Source organism: Bradyrhizobium sp. CCBAU 53421, assembly GCF_015291625.1.
In the GTDB taxonomy this organism is placed as follows: Bacteria; Pseudomonadota; Alphaproteobacteria; order Rhizobiales; family Xanthobacteraceae; genus Bradyrhizobium.
Genome location: NZ_CP030047.1, coordinates 3,111,913 through 3,127,517 on the forward strand (window position 1 = coordinate 3,111,913; position 15,605 = coordinate 3,127,517).

The 15,605-nt window shown below is 61.6% G+C and carries 14 protein-coding genes; all 14 read left to right on the plus strand.

Annotation, left to right across the window (positions count from 1 at the left end):
- The first annotated feature begins 351 nt into the window (after positions 1-351).
- Positions 352-2,115, plus strand: coding sequence for a DUF3363 domain-containing protein (locus tag XH92_RS14620; RefSeq protein WP_194459825.1), 1,764 nt, complete (start codon positions 352-354; stop codon positions 2,113-2,115).
- 36 nt (positions 2,116-2,151) lie between these two features.
- A complete protein-coding gene (locus XH92_RS14625; RefSeq protein ID WP_194459826.1) occupies positions 2,152-4,137 on the plus strand; it encodes a conjugal transfer protein TraG in 1,986 nt (661 codons plus the stop codon).
- Positions 4,138-4,143: 6 nt separating this feature from the next.
- A complete protein-coding gene (locus XH92_RS14630) occupies positions 4,144-4,569 on the plus strand; it encodes a CopG family transcriptional regulator (RefSeq protein WP_194459827.1) in 426 nt (141 codons plus the stop codon).
- Between the two features lie 133 nt (positions 4,570-4,702).
- Positions 4,703-6,037: an MFS transporter gene (locus XH92_RS14635; RefSeq protein ID WP_194459828.1), complete on the plus strand. Its 1,335-nt coding sequence runs from the start codon at positions 4,703-4,705 to the stop codon at positions 6,035-6,037.
- A 274-nt stretch (positions 6,038-6,311) separates the two neighbouring features.
- Positions 6,312-7,226, plus strand: a complete 915-nt coding sequence (gene trbB, locus XH92_RS14640) for a P-type conjugative transfer ATPase TrbB (protein ID WP_194459829.1) — start codon at positions 6,312-6,314, stop codon at positions 7,224-7,226.
- A 55-nt stretch (positions 7,227-7,281) separates the two neighbouring features.
- Positions 7,282-7,551, plus strand: coding sequence for a TrbC/VirB2 family protein (locus XH92_RS14645; protein ID WP_246788552.1), 270 nt, complete (start codon positions 7,282-7,284; stop codon positions 7,549-7,551).
- Positions 7,551-7,814, plus strand: coding sequence for a VirB3 family type IV secretion system protein (locus XH92_RS14650; protein WP_194459831.1), 264 nt, complete (start codon positions 7,551-7,553; stop codon positions 7,812-7,814). Before XH92_RS14645 ends, XH92_RS14650 begins: the two co-directional genes overlap by 1 nt.
- A gap of 10 nt (positions 7,815-7,824) precedes the next feature.
- A complete protein-coding gene (gene trbE, locus XH92_RS14655) occupies positions 7,825-10,266 on the plus strand; it encodes a conjugal transfer protein TrbE (protein WP_194459832.1) in 2,442 nt (813 codons plus the stop codon).
- Positions 10,263-10,991 (plus strand): P-type conjugative transfer protein TrbJ, encoded by a 729-nt coding sequence (gene trbJ / locus XH92_RS14660; RefSeq protein ID WP_194459833.1) that lies wholly within the window; start codon positions 10,263-10,265, stop codon positions 10,989-10,991. Before trbE ends, trbJ begins: the two co-directional genes overlap by 4 nt.
- Positions 10,991-11,359, plus strand: coding sequence for a putative entry exclusion protein TrbK-alt (trbK-alt, locus tag XH92_RS14665; protein ID WP_194459834.1), 369 nt, complete (start codon positions 10,991-10,993; stop codon positions 11,357-11,359). Before trbJ ends, trbK-alt begins: the two co-directional genes overlap by 1 nt.
- Positions 11,356-12,585, plus strand: coding sequence for a P-type conjugative transfer protein TrbL (gene trbL, locus XH92_RS14670; RefSeq protein WP_194459835.1), 1,230 nt, complete (start codon positions 11,356-11,358; stop codon positions 12,583-12,585). Before trbK-alt ends, trbL begins: the two co-directional genes overlap by 4 nt.
- 99 nt (positions 12,586-12,684) lie before the next feature.
- Positions 12,685-13,368 (plus strand): conjugal transfer protein TrbF, encoded by a 684-nt coding sequence (gene trbF / locus XH92_RS14675; protein ID WP_194459836.1) that lies wholly within the window; start codon positions 12,685-12,687, stop codon positions 13,366-13,368.
- Entirely contained in the window at positions 13,365-14,399 is a 1,035-nt protein-coding gene (gene trbG, locus XH92_RS14680; protein WP_246788426.1) for a P-type conjugative transfer protein TrbG, read from the plus strand. The genes trbF and trbG overlap by 4 nt, the downstream gene beginning before the upstream one ends.
- Positions 14,396-15,604, plus strand: a complete 1,209-nt coding sequence (locus XH92_RS14685) for a TrbI/VirB10 family protein (protein WP_194459837.1) — start codon at positions 14,396-14,398, stop codon at positions 15,602-15,604. Before trbG ends, XH92_RS14685 begins: the two co-directional genes overlap by 4 nt.
- Position 15,605 lies beyond the last annotated feature (1 nt).

Here is a 15,605-nt window from a genome sequence, read left to right on the forward strand (position 1 = left end):
CTTGGCGTGTTTCACAAAGCAAGTGGCACGTGCTGATGGCGTATGGGCGATGCCTTCGGCCCGCGCTCTACTCGTCGCTTCGCTCCTCACCGAGCCACCCTACGGGTGTCTCGGCCCTTCGGGTAACGATCGCTATCGCAAGCGCTCACAAACAGTCGGGGGCGGCCGGGGGACCACGACGGCAGGACGGCGAGATAAAAGGGGCTCGCCGGTCGAACCGCAAGCCATTGGCATGGCTTGGGTTCTGGCGTGCCGGTCGGTCGGGGCGCGTGCCGCGCCTTGCATTTTGACGAACGCAATCAAAGGCGTTTTCGGCACCGTGTGCGCTTTTGCTCGTTTGGAGGCCCTGCCATGAGCGTGGGCGACAGCGATCTGCGTGTTCGGCCGGGGCGCATTCGCAGCACCCGCGCGCCGAAAAAAAAGAGCTTCATCAATCAGGTGCTGCGGGCGGCGAAGAAAGCAGGACACACCTCGGGGCAGGCCGCGGCTGGTAGGCGTTCTGCGGCCTATGGGCGCTCTACGTTTGGCCGCGGGCGCCTCGCTTTTAGCCGCGCCAGATTGTTCAGCCCGACACGGCGCGTTGTGGTGAGGGCGCGCGTAGTTCGTCATAAAGGGCGAGCCTTCCGTTCAGCCCCACTGACCGCCCATCTCTCGTATTTGAAGCGCGATGGCGTGACCCGGAGTGGTGAACGGGCCGAGATGTTCGATGCCGGCGGCGACCGTGCCGATAGCGCGGCCTTCGCTGAGCGCTGCAAGGACGACCGCCACCATTTCCGGTTCATCGTTTCGCCCGAAGACGCCGGCGACATGACCGACCTCAGGGCTTTCACCCGCGACCTCACCAGGCAGATGGAGACGGATCTCGGTACGCGGCTCGATTGGGTGGCCGTCGATCATTGGAATACCGACAACCCACATGTCCACCTTCTCGTTCGGGGCGTGGATAAGGACGGGGCGGACCTTGTGATCTCCCGCGACTATATCAGTCAGGGCCTGCGCTCACGCGCTGAGGAACTGGTCGGCATCGAACTGGGTCCTACACCGGAGCACGAGATCCGCAATTCGCTGGAGAGGGAAGTCACGGCCGAGCGATGGACACGGCTCGATCGGGAGATCCGGCTGGCGGCAGATGAGACCGGCTATATCGATCTACGTCCCGAAAATCCCGGCAAGTTCGATCCCGAGATCCGGCGCTTGATGGTTGGCCGCCTCCAGCACCTGGACAAGATGGGACTTGTCGCGTCCACGGCATCTGGCGAATGGATGGTCGGGCTTGAGGCCGAACGCAGCTTGCGCGATCTCGGCATGCGCGGCGACATCATCAAGGCGATGCACCGCGCCTTCACCGAACGTGGGGAAGTGCGTGGTGTTGCCGACTACGTCATCGAAGGTGCACCGCCGGCATCCCAGATCGTCGGACGCTTGATTGAGCGAGGACTGCATGACGAACTGACCGGCGAAGCCTTCGCCGTGATCGACGGAACCGACGGACGTGTACATCACGTTCGCTTCCACGGGATCGAGGCCTTCGAACATGCGCCGCCGATCGGCGGCATCGTCGAAGTCCGACGCTTTGGTCAAGCTAGCGATCCACGTCCCACGCTAATGCTGGCGACCCGTTCCGATCTTGACCTTGGTGAGCAAGTCACCGCGAAAGGGGCGACCTGGCTCGACCACAGGCTGGTCGAACGCGATCCGATGCCGCTCGCCATGGGAGGATTCGGCCGCGAGGCCCGTGACGCCATGGAAGCCCGGACCGAGCATCTGATTCAGGACGGCCTGGCACAGCGGCAGGGCCAACGCATTATCCTGCAACGCGATCTCCTGAACGCGCTGCGTCGACGCGAACTGGACGCGGTGGGAGCCAAGGTCTCGGTAGACTCTGGCCTGCCTCATGTGAAGTCAGCGTCCGGGGAGCACGTGGCAGGCACGTATCGCCAGCGGCTGACGTTGGCGTCGGGGCGTTTCGCCATGATCGACAATGGGCTCGGCTTCCAACTCGTGCCCTGGTCGCGCGAGCTCGAGAAGAAGATCGGCCAACACGTCACCGGTGTCGTGAAGGACGGCGGTGGCATCGAATGGGGTTTTGGTCGGAAACGCGACCTCGGCCTCTAGGTATCTCACCAATTCAGTTGCGGAAGGACGCTCGGAATGTCCGGAACCAAAATCCTTTGGGGGCAGGTGATCGTTGTGGGCCTGATCGTCTTGCTGGCCATCTGGGGAGCGACCGAGTGGACAGCCTGGCGACTTGCCTGCCAGCCGGAGCTTGGGCGGCCCTGGTTCGAATTGTTAGGCTTCAAGGTCTATTACCCACCGATCTTCTTCTGGTGGTGGTTCGTCTACGATGCCTACGCGCCTCAGGTTTTTGTCGAGGGCGCCTTCATCGCGGCATCGGGGACCGTCGTTTCGATCGCGGTGGCGATCAGCATGTCGGTCTGGCGGGCCCGCGAGGCCAAGAACGTCGAGACCTATGGCTCGGCGCGCTGGGCCGGTCTGGAAGAGGTGAGAGCGGCCGGTCTTCTCGGTCCAGATGGCGTGGTGCTGGGTAAGCTCGACGATGATTACGTTCGCCATGATGGACCGGAACACGTGTTGTGTTTTGCTCCCACCCGGTCCGGCAAAGGTGTAGGTCTCGTCGTTCCCTCGCTGCTGACTTGGCCCGGCTCGGCCATCGTTCACGACATCAAGGGCGAGAACTGGCAACTGACTGCCGGTTTCCGCTCTCGGCACGGCCGCGTCCTGTTATTCGACCCGACCAACCCAAAGTCCTCGGCCTACAATCCGCTGCTCGAGGTTCGGCGCGGGGAATGGGAGGTTCGCGACGTCCAGAACGTGGCTGACGTTCTGGTCGACCCCGAAGGCTCGCTCGACAAGCGGAACCATTGGGAGAAGACCAGTCATTCGCTCCTGGTCGGCGCCATACTCCACGTCCTCTATGCCGAGGCAGACAAGACCTTGGCGGGGGTTGCAGCTTTCCTCTCCGACCCGAAGCGGCCGATCGAGGCGACGCTGAAGGCCATGATGACGACGCCGCACCTTGGTGAGCTGGGTGCCCACACCGTGGTCGCTTCGACCGCGAGAGAGCTTCTCAACAAATCCGACAACGAACGTTCCGGCGTCCTGTCTACCGCGATGTCGTTCCTTGGACTTTACCGTGATCCCGTCGTGGCCCAGGTGACCAGCCGCTGCGACTGGCGAATTGCCGACCTGATCTCCGATCCTCGGCCAGCGTCGCTTTACCTCGTGGTGCCGCCTTCCGACATCTCGCGGACCAAGCCGCTGATCCGCCTGGTGCTGAACCAGATCGGCCGTCGCCTGACCGAGGACTTGCACGCCAGCAACCGCCGGCACCGTGTCTTGATGATGCTCGACGAGTTCCCGGCACTCGGGCGGCTCGATTTCTTCGAGTCCGCGCTAGCCTTCATGGCGGGCTACGGCATCAAGAGCTTTTTGATCGCGCAATCGCTCAATCAGATCGAGAAGGCTTATGGGCCGAACAACGCCATTCTCGACAACTGCCACGTCCGGGTCAGCTTCTCGACCAATGACGAGCGGACCGCCAAGCGCGTGTCCGACGCACTGGGCACCGCGACCGAGATGCGAGCGATGAAGAACTATGCCGGGCACAGATTGAACCCCTGGCTGGGGCACCTCATGGTATCCCGACAGGAGACGGCGAGGCCGCTCTTGACCCCAGGTGAGGTCATGCAGCTGCCGCCGCGAGATGAAATTGTCATGGTCGCGGGCGCGCCGCCGATCCGAGCATCAAAGGCACGCTACTACGAGGATCGCCGATTCACCGAGCGAGTGATGCCGCCGCCCGATTCGGCGACGTCCGGCCGGACATCGCGAACGGACGGATGGTCGATGCTTGGACTGCTCAAGCCGGCGACGGATCCAACCGACAGTACAGGGCAGGGGGAGGACACGGCCAATAGTGGACTTCGTCGTGAGCCCGAGCTCCCCGATCACGTTGCGATCGTCAAGGAGACAACCGATTCAACGCCGGCGGAAGAATTTGCCGTTGTTCTTGACGACGACGAAGATGCGGTCCGTCAATCTCGGCTGCTCCGTCAGCAGATGCGCGGCGTCGCCCGTCAAGTCGCGATGGACCCGGATGACGGGATGGAGCTGTGAGCCAACATGCGCGACCGCATGAATGTTTACTTTCCGCCGGAGCTTCTGAAGCAGATCGCGGATCTTGCGGATCGGAAGAATGTTTCCAGGTCTGCGATCGTGGAAGCGGCAGTTGCGTCCTTTCTGTCACCAGACGGAGCAGACAGGAGGGAGGCGGCGTTCACCCGTCGCCTGGATCGTATATCGCGTCAGATGCAAAGGCTGGAGCGTGACGTCGGCCTGACGGCCGAAACCCTGGCCCTCTTCATTCGCTTCTGGCTGACGATCACGCCGCCTTTGCCCAATGACGCGCAGGCGGCCGCACAGCTCAAAGGGCGAGAGCGTTTTGAAGGATTTGTCGAAGCGCTCGGTCGTCGCTTGCAGAAGGGGCAGAGCTTCCTGCGCGAGATTCCCGAAGATATCGTTCGTCAGGAGCCGGGCAGCGAAACCTGATTGAACCACGTAGGCGAGCTATTTCGCCGGCCATTCTTTTTCTACGCCACCCTACGATGCAGGAATTTAGCCAAGCCGACAAAGAGCTGGACGCGCTATCGGCTCGAATGAGCTGAAGAGCAAAGGGGCCAGCATGCAAATGTCAGCCGCGTGGCGCCTCATCGCGCGCGTTTTTCTCCCGTTCGCTGCTGGATACTATCTTTCATACCTGTTCCGAACGATCAACGCTTTGATCGCCGGCCATCTTATATCGGATACCGGACTCGGGTCTGCTGACCTTGGGTTGCTTACGTCAATCTATTTCCTGATCTTTGCGGCGGCTCAGATCCCCATCGGAATATTGCTGGACCGCTTTGGCCCGCGTCGCGTCCAAAGTGCGTTGCTCTTGGTCGCCGCCGCGGGTGCCGGCCTGTTCGCGATGTCGACGGGGTTGCCGTCGCTCTTGATTTCGCGAGCAATGATCGGCCTTGGGGTGGCGGCCGCGCTGACGGCCGGGTTGAAATCCATCGTTCTCTGGTTTCCCAGGGAACGAGTGGCCTTGCTGAACGGCTACATGGTGATGCTGGGCTCGCTCGGAGCGGTGACCGCCACGACCCCAACCGAACACCTGCTCGCCTTGATCGGCTGGCGACAGCTCTTTGAAATCCTGGCGGCCGCGACCGGTGCCACGGCCGTGCTCATCTACATCGTGGTCCCTGAACGTGTCATCGCCCCATCAATAGAATCAATCCCCGCCACCCTCAGCTCCGTTTTTGGCGACAGGCGATTCTGGCGAATTGCCCCGTTGTCGGCAACTTGCGTGGGATCAGCCTGGTCTCTGCAGGGATTGTGGGCCGCACCGTGGCTGACCGACGTAGAGGGACTTGGTCGTGAGGGGCTCGTCGGGCAGCTATTCATCATGACGATCGTACTTTGCGGCGGTGCCTGGTTGTTCGGCACAACGGTCCATTGCATCCGGCGAAGAGGAGTTGGAGCGGAAACGATATTGGCGATTGTCGCGGTGCTCTTCATCGCCGCCGAGCTCGCCTTGATTCTGCGCGTGCCTTTGCCCTCCATACTGCCGTGGTCTGTCGTCGCGATTGTCGGAACAGCGACCGTGGTCAGTTTTGCGGTGATAGCTGATTACTTTCCGCCAGAGCTTGCCGGGCGTGCCAACGGCGCCTTGAACGTACTGCACTTTGGATGGGCATTCTTGGCTCAATACGGGACAGGCCTGATTCTGGAGCAATGGTCCACGGAGGATGGCCATAGGGCCATCTTGGCCTATCAGGTTGCGTTTGGTTTCAACGTAGCACTGCAGATCGTGACGTTCGTTTGGTTCGCGCGACCGTGGGTCCGATCCTTCGCCTGGTGGATCGGTTCAATTACCATCTTCACGCCGGTTAGCGTTTCCGACGCAGTTGAACCGGTAATTCCGTACGAGCAAGCGACCGTACTAATACCGATGGATGGCGACGCGGAGTGGTGAGCCCCGCAACGTTGCGTGCAAGCCCTTACCGACGAACACTGATCAAAATTCCTGCTATCGAGCTTGTTCGTTCGAGGAGGGCGTCAGGTATCTGTTCCCGGTCTTTCTTTTTCTACGCCAGCCTACGATCGCCGTAAGCGCTTTGTTGCCCCAAGTCGTTCGGTGGCTTTTCTAATCAACCCATCTGAGGACGCTCTCTAAACGTCCTCGTTCGGTGGGGGCGACGGTGGCAATCCATTCCTTTCAAGCGGAGGCTAATTCGCGTGGTGCGCGAATGCTGCGTAGCGCGCTCGGTACGGCGATTGCGGGCTACCTGGAAGACGACGCAATCATTGAGGTCATGCTCAATCCGGATGGGCGTTTGTGGATTGATCGGCTGTCGAGTGGCCTCACTGATACCGGCGAAACTTTGTCTGCGGCGGACGGCGAGCGTATCGTTCGTTTGGTAGCGCACCATGTAGGCGCTGAGGTGCATGCTGGCTCGCCACGCGTCTCTGCCGAGCTACCTGGGACCGGTGAGCGCTTCGAAGGCTTGTTACCTCCAGTCGTTGCGGCTCCTGCGTTTGCTATCCGTAAGCCCGCGGTCGCGGTGTTCACACTCGACGACTATGTGGCCGCGGGAACGATGACATCAGATCAGGCCAGCGCCCTAAGGGCTGCGGTCGCCGCGCGCAAGAACATCCTCGTCGCTGGCGGGACCTCGACCGGCAAGACCACGTTGACCAACGCGCTCTTGGCCGAGGTGGCAAAGACCACCGATCGGGTCGTGCTGATTGAAGACACCCGCGAACTTCAGTGTAAGGCGCCCAATCTCGTGGCGCTGCGGACCAAGGACGGCGTAGCGACGCTATCTGACCTTGTCCGGTCCTCGCTTCGACTGCGTCCTGACCGCATCCCGATCGGTGAAGTCCGGGGCGCCGAAGCGCTCGACTTGCTCAAGGCCTGGGGCACCGGTCACCCCGGCGGCATCGGTACCATCCATGCTGGAACCGCGCTCGGCGCCTTACGGCGGCTCGAGCAACTCATCCAGGAAGCCGTCATCACGGTTCCGCGTGCCCTGATTGCCGAGACCATCAACATCGTCGCCGTGCTTGCGGGGCGCGGCGCTGACCGCCGCCTCGCTGAGCTCGCCGCCGTCTCAGGGCTCGGTGCCACGGGTGACTACAGCCTTTCACCAGCAGGAGACTGACATGCGTCAGCAATTTCGCTTTCTTCGAGGTACATCGTTGGCCGCCTACGGCACCATGCTTTTGGCAGTTCGGACCGCATGGGCGGCTGGCTCGAACATGCCGTGGGAGCAGCCACTCAATCAGATCCTGCAGTCGGTCGAGGGGCCCGTCGCCAAGATCATTGCTGTCATCATCATCGTCGTGACCGGGCTCACGCTCGCCTTTGGCGATTCGTCCGGTGGTTTCCGGCGGCTGATCCAGATCGTGTTCGGTCTGTCGATCGCGTTCGCGGCCTCGAGCTTCTTCCTGTCGTTCTTCTCCTTCGGTGGCGGCGTGGTGATCTGATGGATGACCCCGTCACTGGTTTTGTCGTGCCCGTTCACCGCGCGCTCACCGAGCCGATCTTGATGGGCGGTGCGCCCCGGTCGGTTGCGATTGTCAACGGCACGCTTGCGGCAGCCCTTGGGCTGGGATTGCGGCTCTGGATCGCGGGTCTCGTCCTCTGGTTCATCGGCCACATGGCCGCCGTCTGGGCCGCCAAGCGCGATCCTGCCTTCGTCGATGTGGTGCGCCGACATCTGCGCATTCCCGGTCATCTCAACACCTGAGCCCTCGGTCATGATGAATCTCGCCGAATATCGCCATTCCAACGCGCGGCTCGCCGACTTCCTGCCCTGGGCAGCCCTCGTCGACGAGGGAATCATCCTGAACAAGGACGGCTCGTTCCAGCGGACGGCAAAGTTCCGGGGGCCTGACCTCGACAGCGCAGTGCCGGCTGAACTTGTCGCCGTTGCCGGCCGTCTGAACAACGCCTTGCGCCGTCTGGGATCCGGCTGGGCCGTGTTCGTTGAGGCCCAGCGCCATTTTGCAGGTGTTTACCCGCCGAACACTTTTCCGGATGTCGCGTCTGCACTGGTCGACGCCGAGCGCAGAGCACAATTCGAGGAGGCAGGGGCCCACTACGAGTCCAGCTACTTCCTGACCTTCCTCTATCTGCCACCGGAGGAGGGAGCCGCCAGAGCTGAGCGACTGCTCTACGAGGGGCGAGATCGGACTGTGGGAGCAGACGCTCGCGAGGTGCTCCGCGGGTTTGTCGATCAAACCACCCGCGTGCTGCAACTTATCGAAGGGTTCATGCCGGAATGCGGCTGGCTCGATGATCAGGCCACGTTGACTTACCTGCACTCGACAATTTCCACCAAGCGTCATCGAGTTCGAGTGCCCGAAGTTCCCATGTACATCGATGCTCTATTGGCGGACCAGCCGCTGACCGGCGGGCTCGAGCCGATGTTGGGCTCAGCTAATATGCGAGTTCTCACGATTGTTGGCTTCCCGGGCACGACGACGCCGGGAATTCTGGATGACCTGAATCGCTTGGCGTTTTCGTATCGCTGGTCGACGCGCGCGATCATGCTCGACAAGACCGATGCCACCAAGTTGCTGACCAAGATCCGTCGCCAGTGGTTCGCCAAGAGAAAGTCCATCGGGGCCATTCTCAAGGAGGTCATGACCAACGAGGCGTCGACGCTGCTCGATACCGACGCTCACAACAAGGCAATAGACGCCGACGCGGCCCTGCAGGAACTGGGTTCGGATCAGATCGGACAAGCCTTTGTCACGGCGACCATCACGGTGTGGGACCGCGATCCCAATGCCGCCGATGAAAAGCTCCGCCTGGTCGAGAAGGTCATTCAGGGCCGCGACTTCACCTGCATGGTCGAGACGGTGAACGCCGTCGAAGCCTGGCTTGGCAGCCTGCCGGGGCATGTCTACGCGAACGTGCGGCAGCCACCGGTATCGACCCTCAACCTCGCTCATATGATTCCGATGTCGGCCGTGTGGGCGGGCGACGCAAGGGACCTGCACTTCAAGGGTCCGCCGCTTTTGTTCGGCAAAACCGAGGGATCAACGCCGTTCCGATTCTCACTCCACGTCGGCGACGTCGGTCATACCCTTGTGGTGGGGCCGACAGGCGCTGGCAAGTCAGTGCTGCTCGCGCTGATGGCGCTACAGTTCAGGCGTTACCCGAACTCTCAGGTCTTTGCGTTCGATTTCGGTGGTTCGATTCGGGCGGCCGCCCTCGCCATGGGCGGTGATTGGCATGATCTCGGCGGCGCATTGTCTGACGGAGGTGAACAGCCCGTCGCCCTGCAGCCGCTGGCCTGGATTGATGATCCTTCCGAGCGCGGATGGGCGACGGAATGGATCGGCGCGATCCTCGCACGGGAAAAGGTCGAGATCACCCCGGAGGTCAAGGATCATCTCTGGTCGGCGCTGACATCTCTCGCTTCGGCGCCGAGGGAGGAGCGCACCCTCACGGGCCTGTCAGTCCTGCTCCAATCGAACTCTCTGAAACGCGCCTTGCAACCATATTGCCTGGGTGGTCCGTCCGGGCGCCTGCTCGATGCCGAATTCGAGCGCCTCGGCGAAGCCGCAGTCCAGGCGTTCGAGACCGAAGGGTTGATCGGAACGAGTGCGGCCCCGACCGTCCTGGCCTACCTCTTTCATCGGATCGGAGACCGTCTCGACGGCCGGCCCACTCTTCTCATTGTCGACGAGGGTTGGCTTGCCCTCGACGACGAGGACTTTGCCGGCAAACTCCGGGAGTGGCTGAAGACGCTCCGGAAGAAGAATGCCTCCGTCATTTTTGCGACCCAATCGCTTTCGGACATTGACGGCTCCGCAATCGCACCGGCGATCATCGAGAGCTGCCCGACGCGGCTGTTGCTGCCGAACGAGCGGGCGATCGAGCCGCAAATAGCGGCGATCTACCGTCGCTTCGGTCTCAATGACCGCCAGATCGAGCTTCTGAGCCGGGCTACGCCAAAGCGCGACTACTATTGCCAGTCTCGTCGCGGCAACCGGATGTTCGAACTTGGCCTTGGCGAGGTTGCGCTCGCATTCACCGCAGCCTCTTCCAAGACAGACCAGGCCACCATCTCGCAAATCATCGCCGAACATGGACCCGACGGCTTCGTGCCTGACTGGCTCCAGCGCCGTGGCGTCGCCTGGGCGACAGATCTGATCCCCAATCTCGTCAATCTGGAGAAATCGCTATGAAGCGTCTTGGCCTATTGGCGGCCACTGGCACCATCGCGCTGATGCTTGGCGCCTCAGTGCCCGCACGGGCACTGATCGTCTTTGATCCCAGCAACTACGTTCAGAATGTTCTGACGGCCGCGCGGGAACTGCAGCAGGTCAACAATCAGATCGTCTCGTTGCAGAACGAGGCGCAGATGCTCATCAATCAGGCAAAGAACCTGGCAAACCTGCCGCATTCATCGTTGCAGCAACTGCAATCCTCGATCCAACGCACCCAGCAATTGTTGGCCCAAGCCCAGCGCATCGCTTACGACGTGCAGCAGATCGATCGTGCTTTCTCGACAAACTACGCGCCAGCTACCAGCAGCCAGTCGGATCAGTTGCTGATCGCCAATGCTCAATCGCGTTGGCAGAATTCCTATGCAGCGACGCAAGATGCGCTTCGTGTCCAGGCCGGCATCGTTGGTAACCTCGACAGCAATCGCATCCAGACGTCTGCCCTCGTAACCTCGAGCCAGAGTGCCAGTGGCGCCTTGCAGGCAACTCAGGCCGGCAACCAGATTCTCGCGCTTCAAGCGCAACAACTTGCCGATCTCACAGCAGCCGCGGCGGCGCAGGGCAGGGCGCAGAGCCTCGAAGCGGCTCAGCGCGCTTCGGCTCAGGATCAGGGGCGAGAGCAGCTCAGGCGTTTCCTGACGCCAGGACAGGGCTATCAATCCTCCAATGTGCAGATGTTCCACTGATGACCGATGTTAGGGCATTCAAGGCACTGTCGCTGCTTACGACAATCGGCCTAGTGGCCGTCGCGGCCTGCACGATTCAGCTGCGTGGCCGCGACGAATCTGGGTCGGCACCGAAGGCGGAGCAGAGGACCGATGCAGCCAACGCCGACCTCGTACGTTGCCGCGGCGTCACTCCGGAGGAGACGGCAGGCTATCGCCACTGCCAGCAGATTTGGGCTGAAAACCGGCGCCGCTTCCTTGGCGCGAAAGACGGCGTCGTAACTCCCAGCCACGATGACTCAACCAACTCGATACCTGCCCAAAAGGATCAAAGCCGGATCCCGCAGGGATATCCGCTACCGAAGACACCTGAGGCGAACAAGCCATGACCGGTACGGGGATCATTGACCAGTTTCTGGAAACGTTCACGCGCTATATCGACAACGGTTTTGGGCTACTTGGCAGCGATATCGGGTATCTCGCAACGACCCTTGCGGCGATCGACATCACGCTTGCCGCTTTGTTCTGGAGTTGGGGAACTGACGAGGACATCATCGCGCGCCTCGTCAAGAAGACGCTCTTCGTGGGGGTCTTCGCCTACCTCATCGGGAACTGGAACAGCCTGGCGCGTATCATCTTCGAGAGCTTCGCCGGTCTTGGACTGAAGGCATCGGGCGCAAGCCTGTCCGCATCCGATTTCCTGAGACCTGGAAAGATCGCTCAAGTCGGGCTTGACGCCGGCCGACCGTTACTCGACTCGATCTCCAACTTGATGGGCTACATCAGCTTCTTCGAGAATTTCGTCCAGATCGTCGTTCTCCTGTTCGCCTGGGTCGTGGTGTTGCTTGCCTTCTTCATTCTGGCGATCCAACTCTTTGTCACCCTGATCGAATTCAAGCTCACGACGCTTGCCGGCTTCGTGCTCATTCCCTTCGGCTTGTTCGGCAAGACTGCTTTCGCGGCCGAGCGGGTGCTGGGCAACGTCATATCATCCGGCATCAAGGTCTTGGTCCTGGCCGTCATCGTTGGCATTGGCTCGACCCTGTTCTCGCAATTCACCGCTGGCTTTGGTGGCAATCAGCCGACCATTGAAGACGCGATGACGCTGGTGCTGGCGGCGCTCTCCTTACTAGGCCTCGGCATCTTTGGTCCGGGTATCGCAAACGGCCTTGTGTCAGGCGGACCGCAACTCGGCGGCGGCGCTGCAATTGGAACAGGCCTTGCTGCCGGCGGCGTTGTTGCGGCGGGCGCGGGTCTTGCCGCCGGCGGTGCTGGTCTCGCTGGCGGCGCAATCGCTGGCGCCGCGCGTAGTGGCGGCGCTGCGATGAGCGGAGCATCAGCGGCCTACCGGAGCGGCGGCCTTGCCGGTGTCGCGGAGGCCGGCGCTTCCGCTGCGATGAGCCCGTTGCGTCGTGCAGCGGCTGCGCTCGGCGGAGGTAGGGAAGCCGGCGCGCAGGGCGCGAGCACTTCGGCCGAAGGACAGCCCGATTGGGCGCGTCGCATGAAGCGTGCCGAGACTGTTCGGCACGGTGCGTCGGCAGTCAGCCACGCGGTTCGCTCAGGTGATCACGGTGGCGGTGGCTCTTCCGTCGATTTGTCTGAAGGAGAGCGCTGATACTTAGCCACTGCGCCTTCGCCAGCCGCTGCGCGGCCGACTGAAACGCGGACACCGAACAACTCGAAAACGATTACTTGATCTCAGGGGCAACTATCGATGTTCAAACGACCTTCCGTACACTACGGGCGCATGCCCGAGCCGATCACGCCTTACCAAAAGGCAGCGCAGGTTTGGGACGAACGCATTGGATCTGCCCGCGTACAGGCCAAGAACTGGCGCTTGATGGCGTTCGGCTGCTTGATGTTATCAGCCGGTCTCGCAGGTAGCCTCGTGTGGCAATCGAGCCAAAGCTCGATCACGCCCTGGGTGGTTGAAGTGGACCATCTCGGCCAGGCCCAAAGGGTCGCGCCGGCCAACATCGACTATCAACCCACTGATGCGCAGATCGCCTACCATCTGGCGCGCTTTATCGAGGATGTCAGAGGCCTACCGGCGGACGGCATCGTTCTGCGACAAAACTGGCTCCGGGCCTATGATTTTACGACCGATCGTGGTGCTGCTGCGCTCAACGACTATGCGCGCAACAATGACCCCTTTGCCAAGTTGGGCAAGGCCCAAATCTCCGTGGACGTCTCAAGCGTCATTCGCGCGTCGTCTGAGAGCTTTCGTGTCGCGTGGACCCAGCGCGTCTACGACAACGGCTCGCTGAACTCGACGGAGCGCTGGACTGCAATTCTCTCGATCGTGATCGAGACACCCCGCGATGCTGAACGCCTGCGCAAGAACCCTCTTGGCGTCTATGTCCGCGCCATCAACTGGTCAAAGGAGTTGAGCCAGTGACCAACACGACGCATGACGCTTATTCGTATCGTCCTTTCCCGCAGATCAGGCTCAACTCGGCTTGGTCCCGGTTCGTGACCTCAAGGCGAGCACTTCTGTCAGCGCTCTTGCTTTGCTCGTCGGCGCTCGGCGGGTGCTCGACCTATATTCCTCCTGGGATCAGCTATGACGCTCAAGTCCCGCCACTACCGGCGGCTCCAGCGGCGTTGGACGACAGGTCGCAGCCGCTTCACGTTCCGCCGCTCTGGAAGCCGGTTCTCGGCGGCAAATCGGGAGGGAAGGAAGACGCGGAGCCAGTGAGCCGGGTTGAGACGGCAAACAGTGCGGCCCGGGTCGAACCGCGCAAACGCGGGTATTTCAACGCGGCGCAGATTTACGCGTACAGTCCTGGAGCCCTCTATCAGGTTTACGCCGCACCGGGGCAGATCACGGATATCGCCCTCGAGGAGGGTGAGCAGTTGGCGGGATCAGGACCCATCGCGGCCGGGGATACGGTGCGTTGGGTCGTGGGCGACACCGAGAGCGGGAACGGCGACACGCGCCGCGTCCATATCCTTGTCAAGCCGACCCGTGCATCGATCGAGACTAACCTCGTCGTCAATACCGACCGCCGCACCTATCTTATCGAACTCCGATCCCGCGAGCGGCCATACATGCCGTCCGTTTCCTGGTACTATCCGGAAGCAGCGCGCGAACGATCCCGTTCAGTCGCCCTGAAACCCGTTCTTCCGGATCCGGCGCAGCGTATCTCCCGCTACGCCATCGAAGGGGACAGTCCTGCGTGGCGGCCGCTCGCCGCATATGACGATGGCCGCAAGGTCTATGTCGAATTCCCGCCGGGGATCGTGCAAGGTGAGATGCCTCCGCTCTTTGTAATTGGTCCAGATGGCAAGACCGAACTCGTCAACTATCGCGCCTACGGCAACGTGCTGATCGTGGATCGGCTCTTTGCAGCCGCCGAACTCCGGCTCGGCGGCGAGCACCAGCAGAAGGTCAGGATTGTCAGGACCGACGGGAGGCCGTCGTCATGAACACTCCGCATGGAAGCGATCACGAAAAAATAATTCCGCCGGAGACACAAAGGGAGCAGTCCGAAAGCTTCCGCTTGAGAGCAGAGAATCCGCGTGTGACACGATTGTCCCGGAGAGTCCTGGCCGGTGGGAGCGCCGTTGCATTGCTCGTCATCGGCGGAACTGTGTTGTGGTCGCTGCAGAGCAATCGTCCCCGAAACTCGGCGGCCGACGAGCTTTACAGTACCGATCATCACAATATTGCTGACGGCATTACGACGCTGCCGAAGGATTACGCTGGCGTTTCGCGGCAGCCAATCCCGCAACTCGGTCCGCCACTCCCTGGGGACCTCGGTCGACCGATCCTTGCCGCCCAAGGCCAGTCGCCGACGATCGGCGGTGATCCGGAACAGCAGCGCCGGGACCAAGAGATCGAGGCAGCCCGCATCAGCCATTTGTTCGCTGCGACCAATGGAGGAGTGCGTCCGCCCACTGCTGCCGCGGTTGGAAGCGACCGGGTTGTGCCACCGAACGCAACGAACTCTGGCGACGATGGATCTGCGCAGAATGGCCAGGACCGCAAGCTTGCCTTCGTCAACGCCTCCGTGGACCGTCGCACGGTAAGCCCTGACCGTGTCACCAGACCCGCTTCACCATACATCGTTCAGGCCGGGACGGTGATTCCGGGAGCACTGATCACCGGGATCCGATCGGACCTGCCAGGCCAAATTACCGCGCAGGTCACCGAGAATGTTTTCGACACACCGACCGGCCGCTTTCTGCTTGTGCCTCAGGGTGCGCGCCTGATCGGTATCTACGATAGCCAGGTCACCTTCGGCCAGTCCCGTGTCCTGCTCGTTTGGACCCGGCTGATCATGCCGAATGGACGTTCAATCGTTCTCGAGCGGCAGCCTGGCGCTGACACCGCGGGATATGCAGGTCTTGAAGACCAGGTCGACAACCACTGGCGCGAACTCTTCAAGGCCGCGGCACTATCGACGTTTCTGTCGATCGGGACTGAACTGGGGGCCGGCTCAGACACCAATAGCAACGACAGCACAATCATCCAGGCATTGCGACACGGCGCCTCGGACTCACTGAACCAGACCGGACAGCAGGTAGTTCGGCGCAGCCTGAACATCCAGCCCACTCTGACCGTGCGACCCGGTTTCCCGGTTCGCGTTCTCGTCAATCGCGACCTCATACTTGCGCCTTATGGAGGATAGG

What these genes read in the sequence shown, in the direction of transcription:
- trbJ (WP_194459833.1), top strand. Translation starts at nt 10,263, where the DNA reads ATGAAGCGTCTTGGCCTATTGGCGGCCACTGGCACCATCGCGCTGATG.
- XH92_RS14635 (WP_194459828.1), top strand. Translation starts at nt 4,703, where the DNA reads ATGCAAATGTCAGCCGCGTGGCGCCTCATCGCGCGCGTTTTTCTCCCG.
- trbL (WP_194459835.1), top strand. Translation starts at nt 11,356, where the DNA reads ATGACCGGTACGGGGATCATTGACCAGTTTCTGGAAACGTTCACGCGC.
- trbE (WP_194459832.1), top strand. Translation starts at nt 7,825, where the DNA reads ATGATGAATCTCGCCGAATATCGCCATTCCAACGCGCGGCTCGCCGAC.
- XH92_RS14645 (WP_246788552.1), top strand. Translation starts at nt 7,282, where the DNA reads ATGCTTTTGGCAGTTCGGACCGCATGGGCGGCTGGCTCGAACATGCCG.
- XH92_RS14625 (WP_194459826.1), top strand. Translation starts at nt 2,152, where the DNA reads ATGTCCGGAACCAAAATCCTTTGGGGGCAGGTGATCGTTGTGGGCCTG.
- trbF (WP_194459836.1), top strand. Translation starts at nt 12,685, where the DNA reads ATGTTCAAACGACCTTCCGTACACTACGGGCGCATGCCCGAGCCGATC.
- trbB (WP_194459829.1), top strand. Translation starts at nt 6,312, where the DNA reads ATGCTGCGTAGCGCGCTCGGTACGGCGATTGCGGGCTACCTGGAAGAC.
- XH92_RS14630 (WP_194459827.1), top strand. Translation starts at nt 4,144, where the DNA reads ATGCGCGACCGCATGAATGTTTACTTTCCGCCGGAGCTTCTGAAGCAG.
- XH92_RS14685 (WP_194459837.1), top strand. Translation starts at nt 14,396, where the DNA reads ATGAACACTCCGCATGGAAGCGATCACGAAAAAATAATTCCGCCGGAG.
- XH92_RS14650 (WP_194459831.1), top strand. Translation starts at nt 7,551, where the DNA reads ATGGATGACCCCGTCACTGGTTTTGTCGTGCCCGTTCACCGCGCGCTC.
- trbK-alt (WP_194459834.1), top strand. Translation starts at nt 10,991, where the DNA reads ATGACCGATGTTAGGGCATTCAAGGCACTGTCGCTGCTTACGACAATC.
- XH92_RS14620 (WP_194459825.1), top strand. Translation starts at nt 352, where the DNA reads ATGAGCGTGGGCGACAGCGATCTGCGTGTTCGGCCGGGGCGCATTCGC.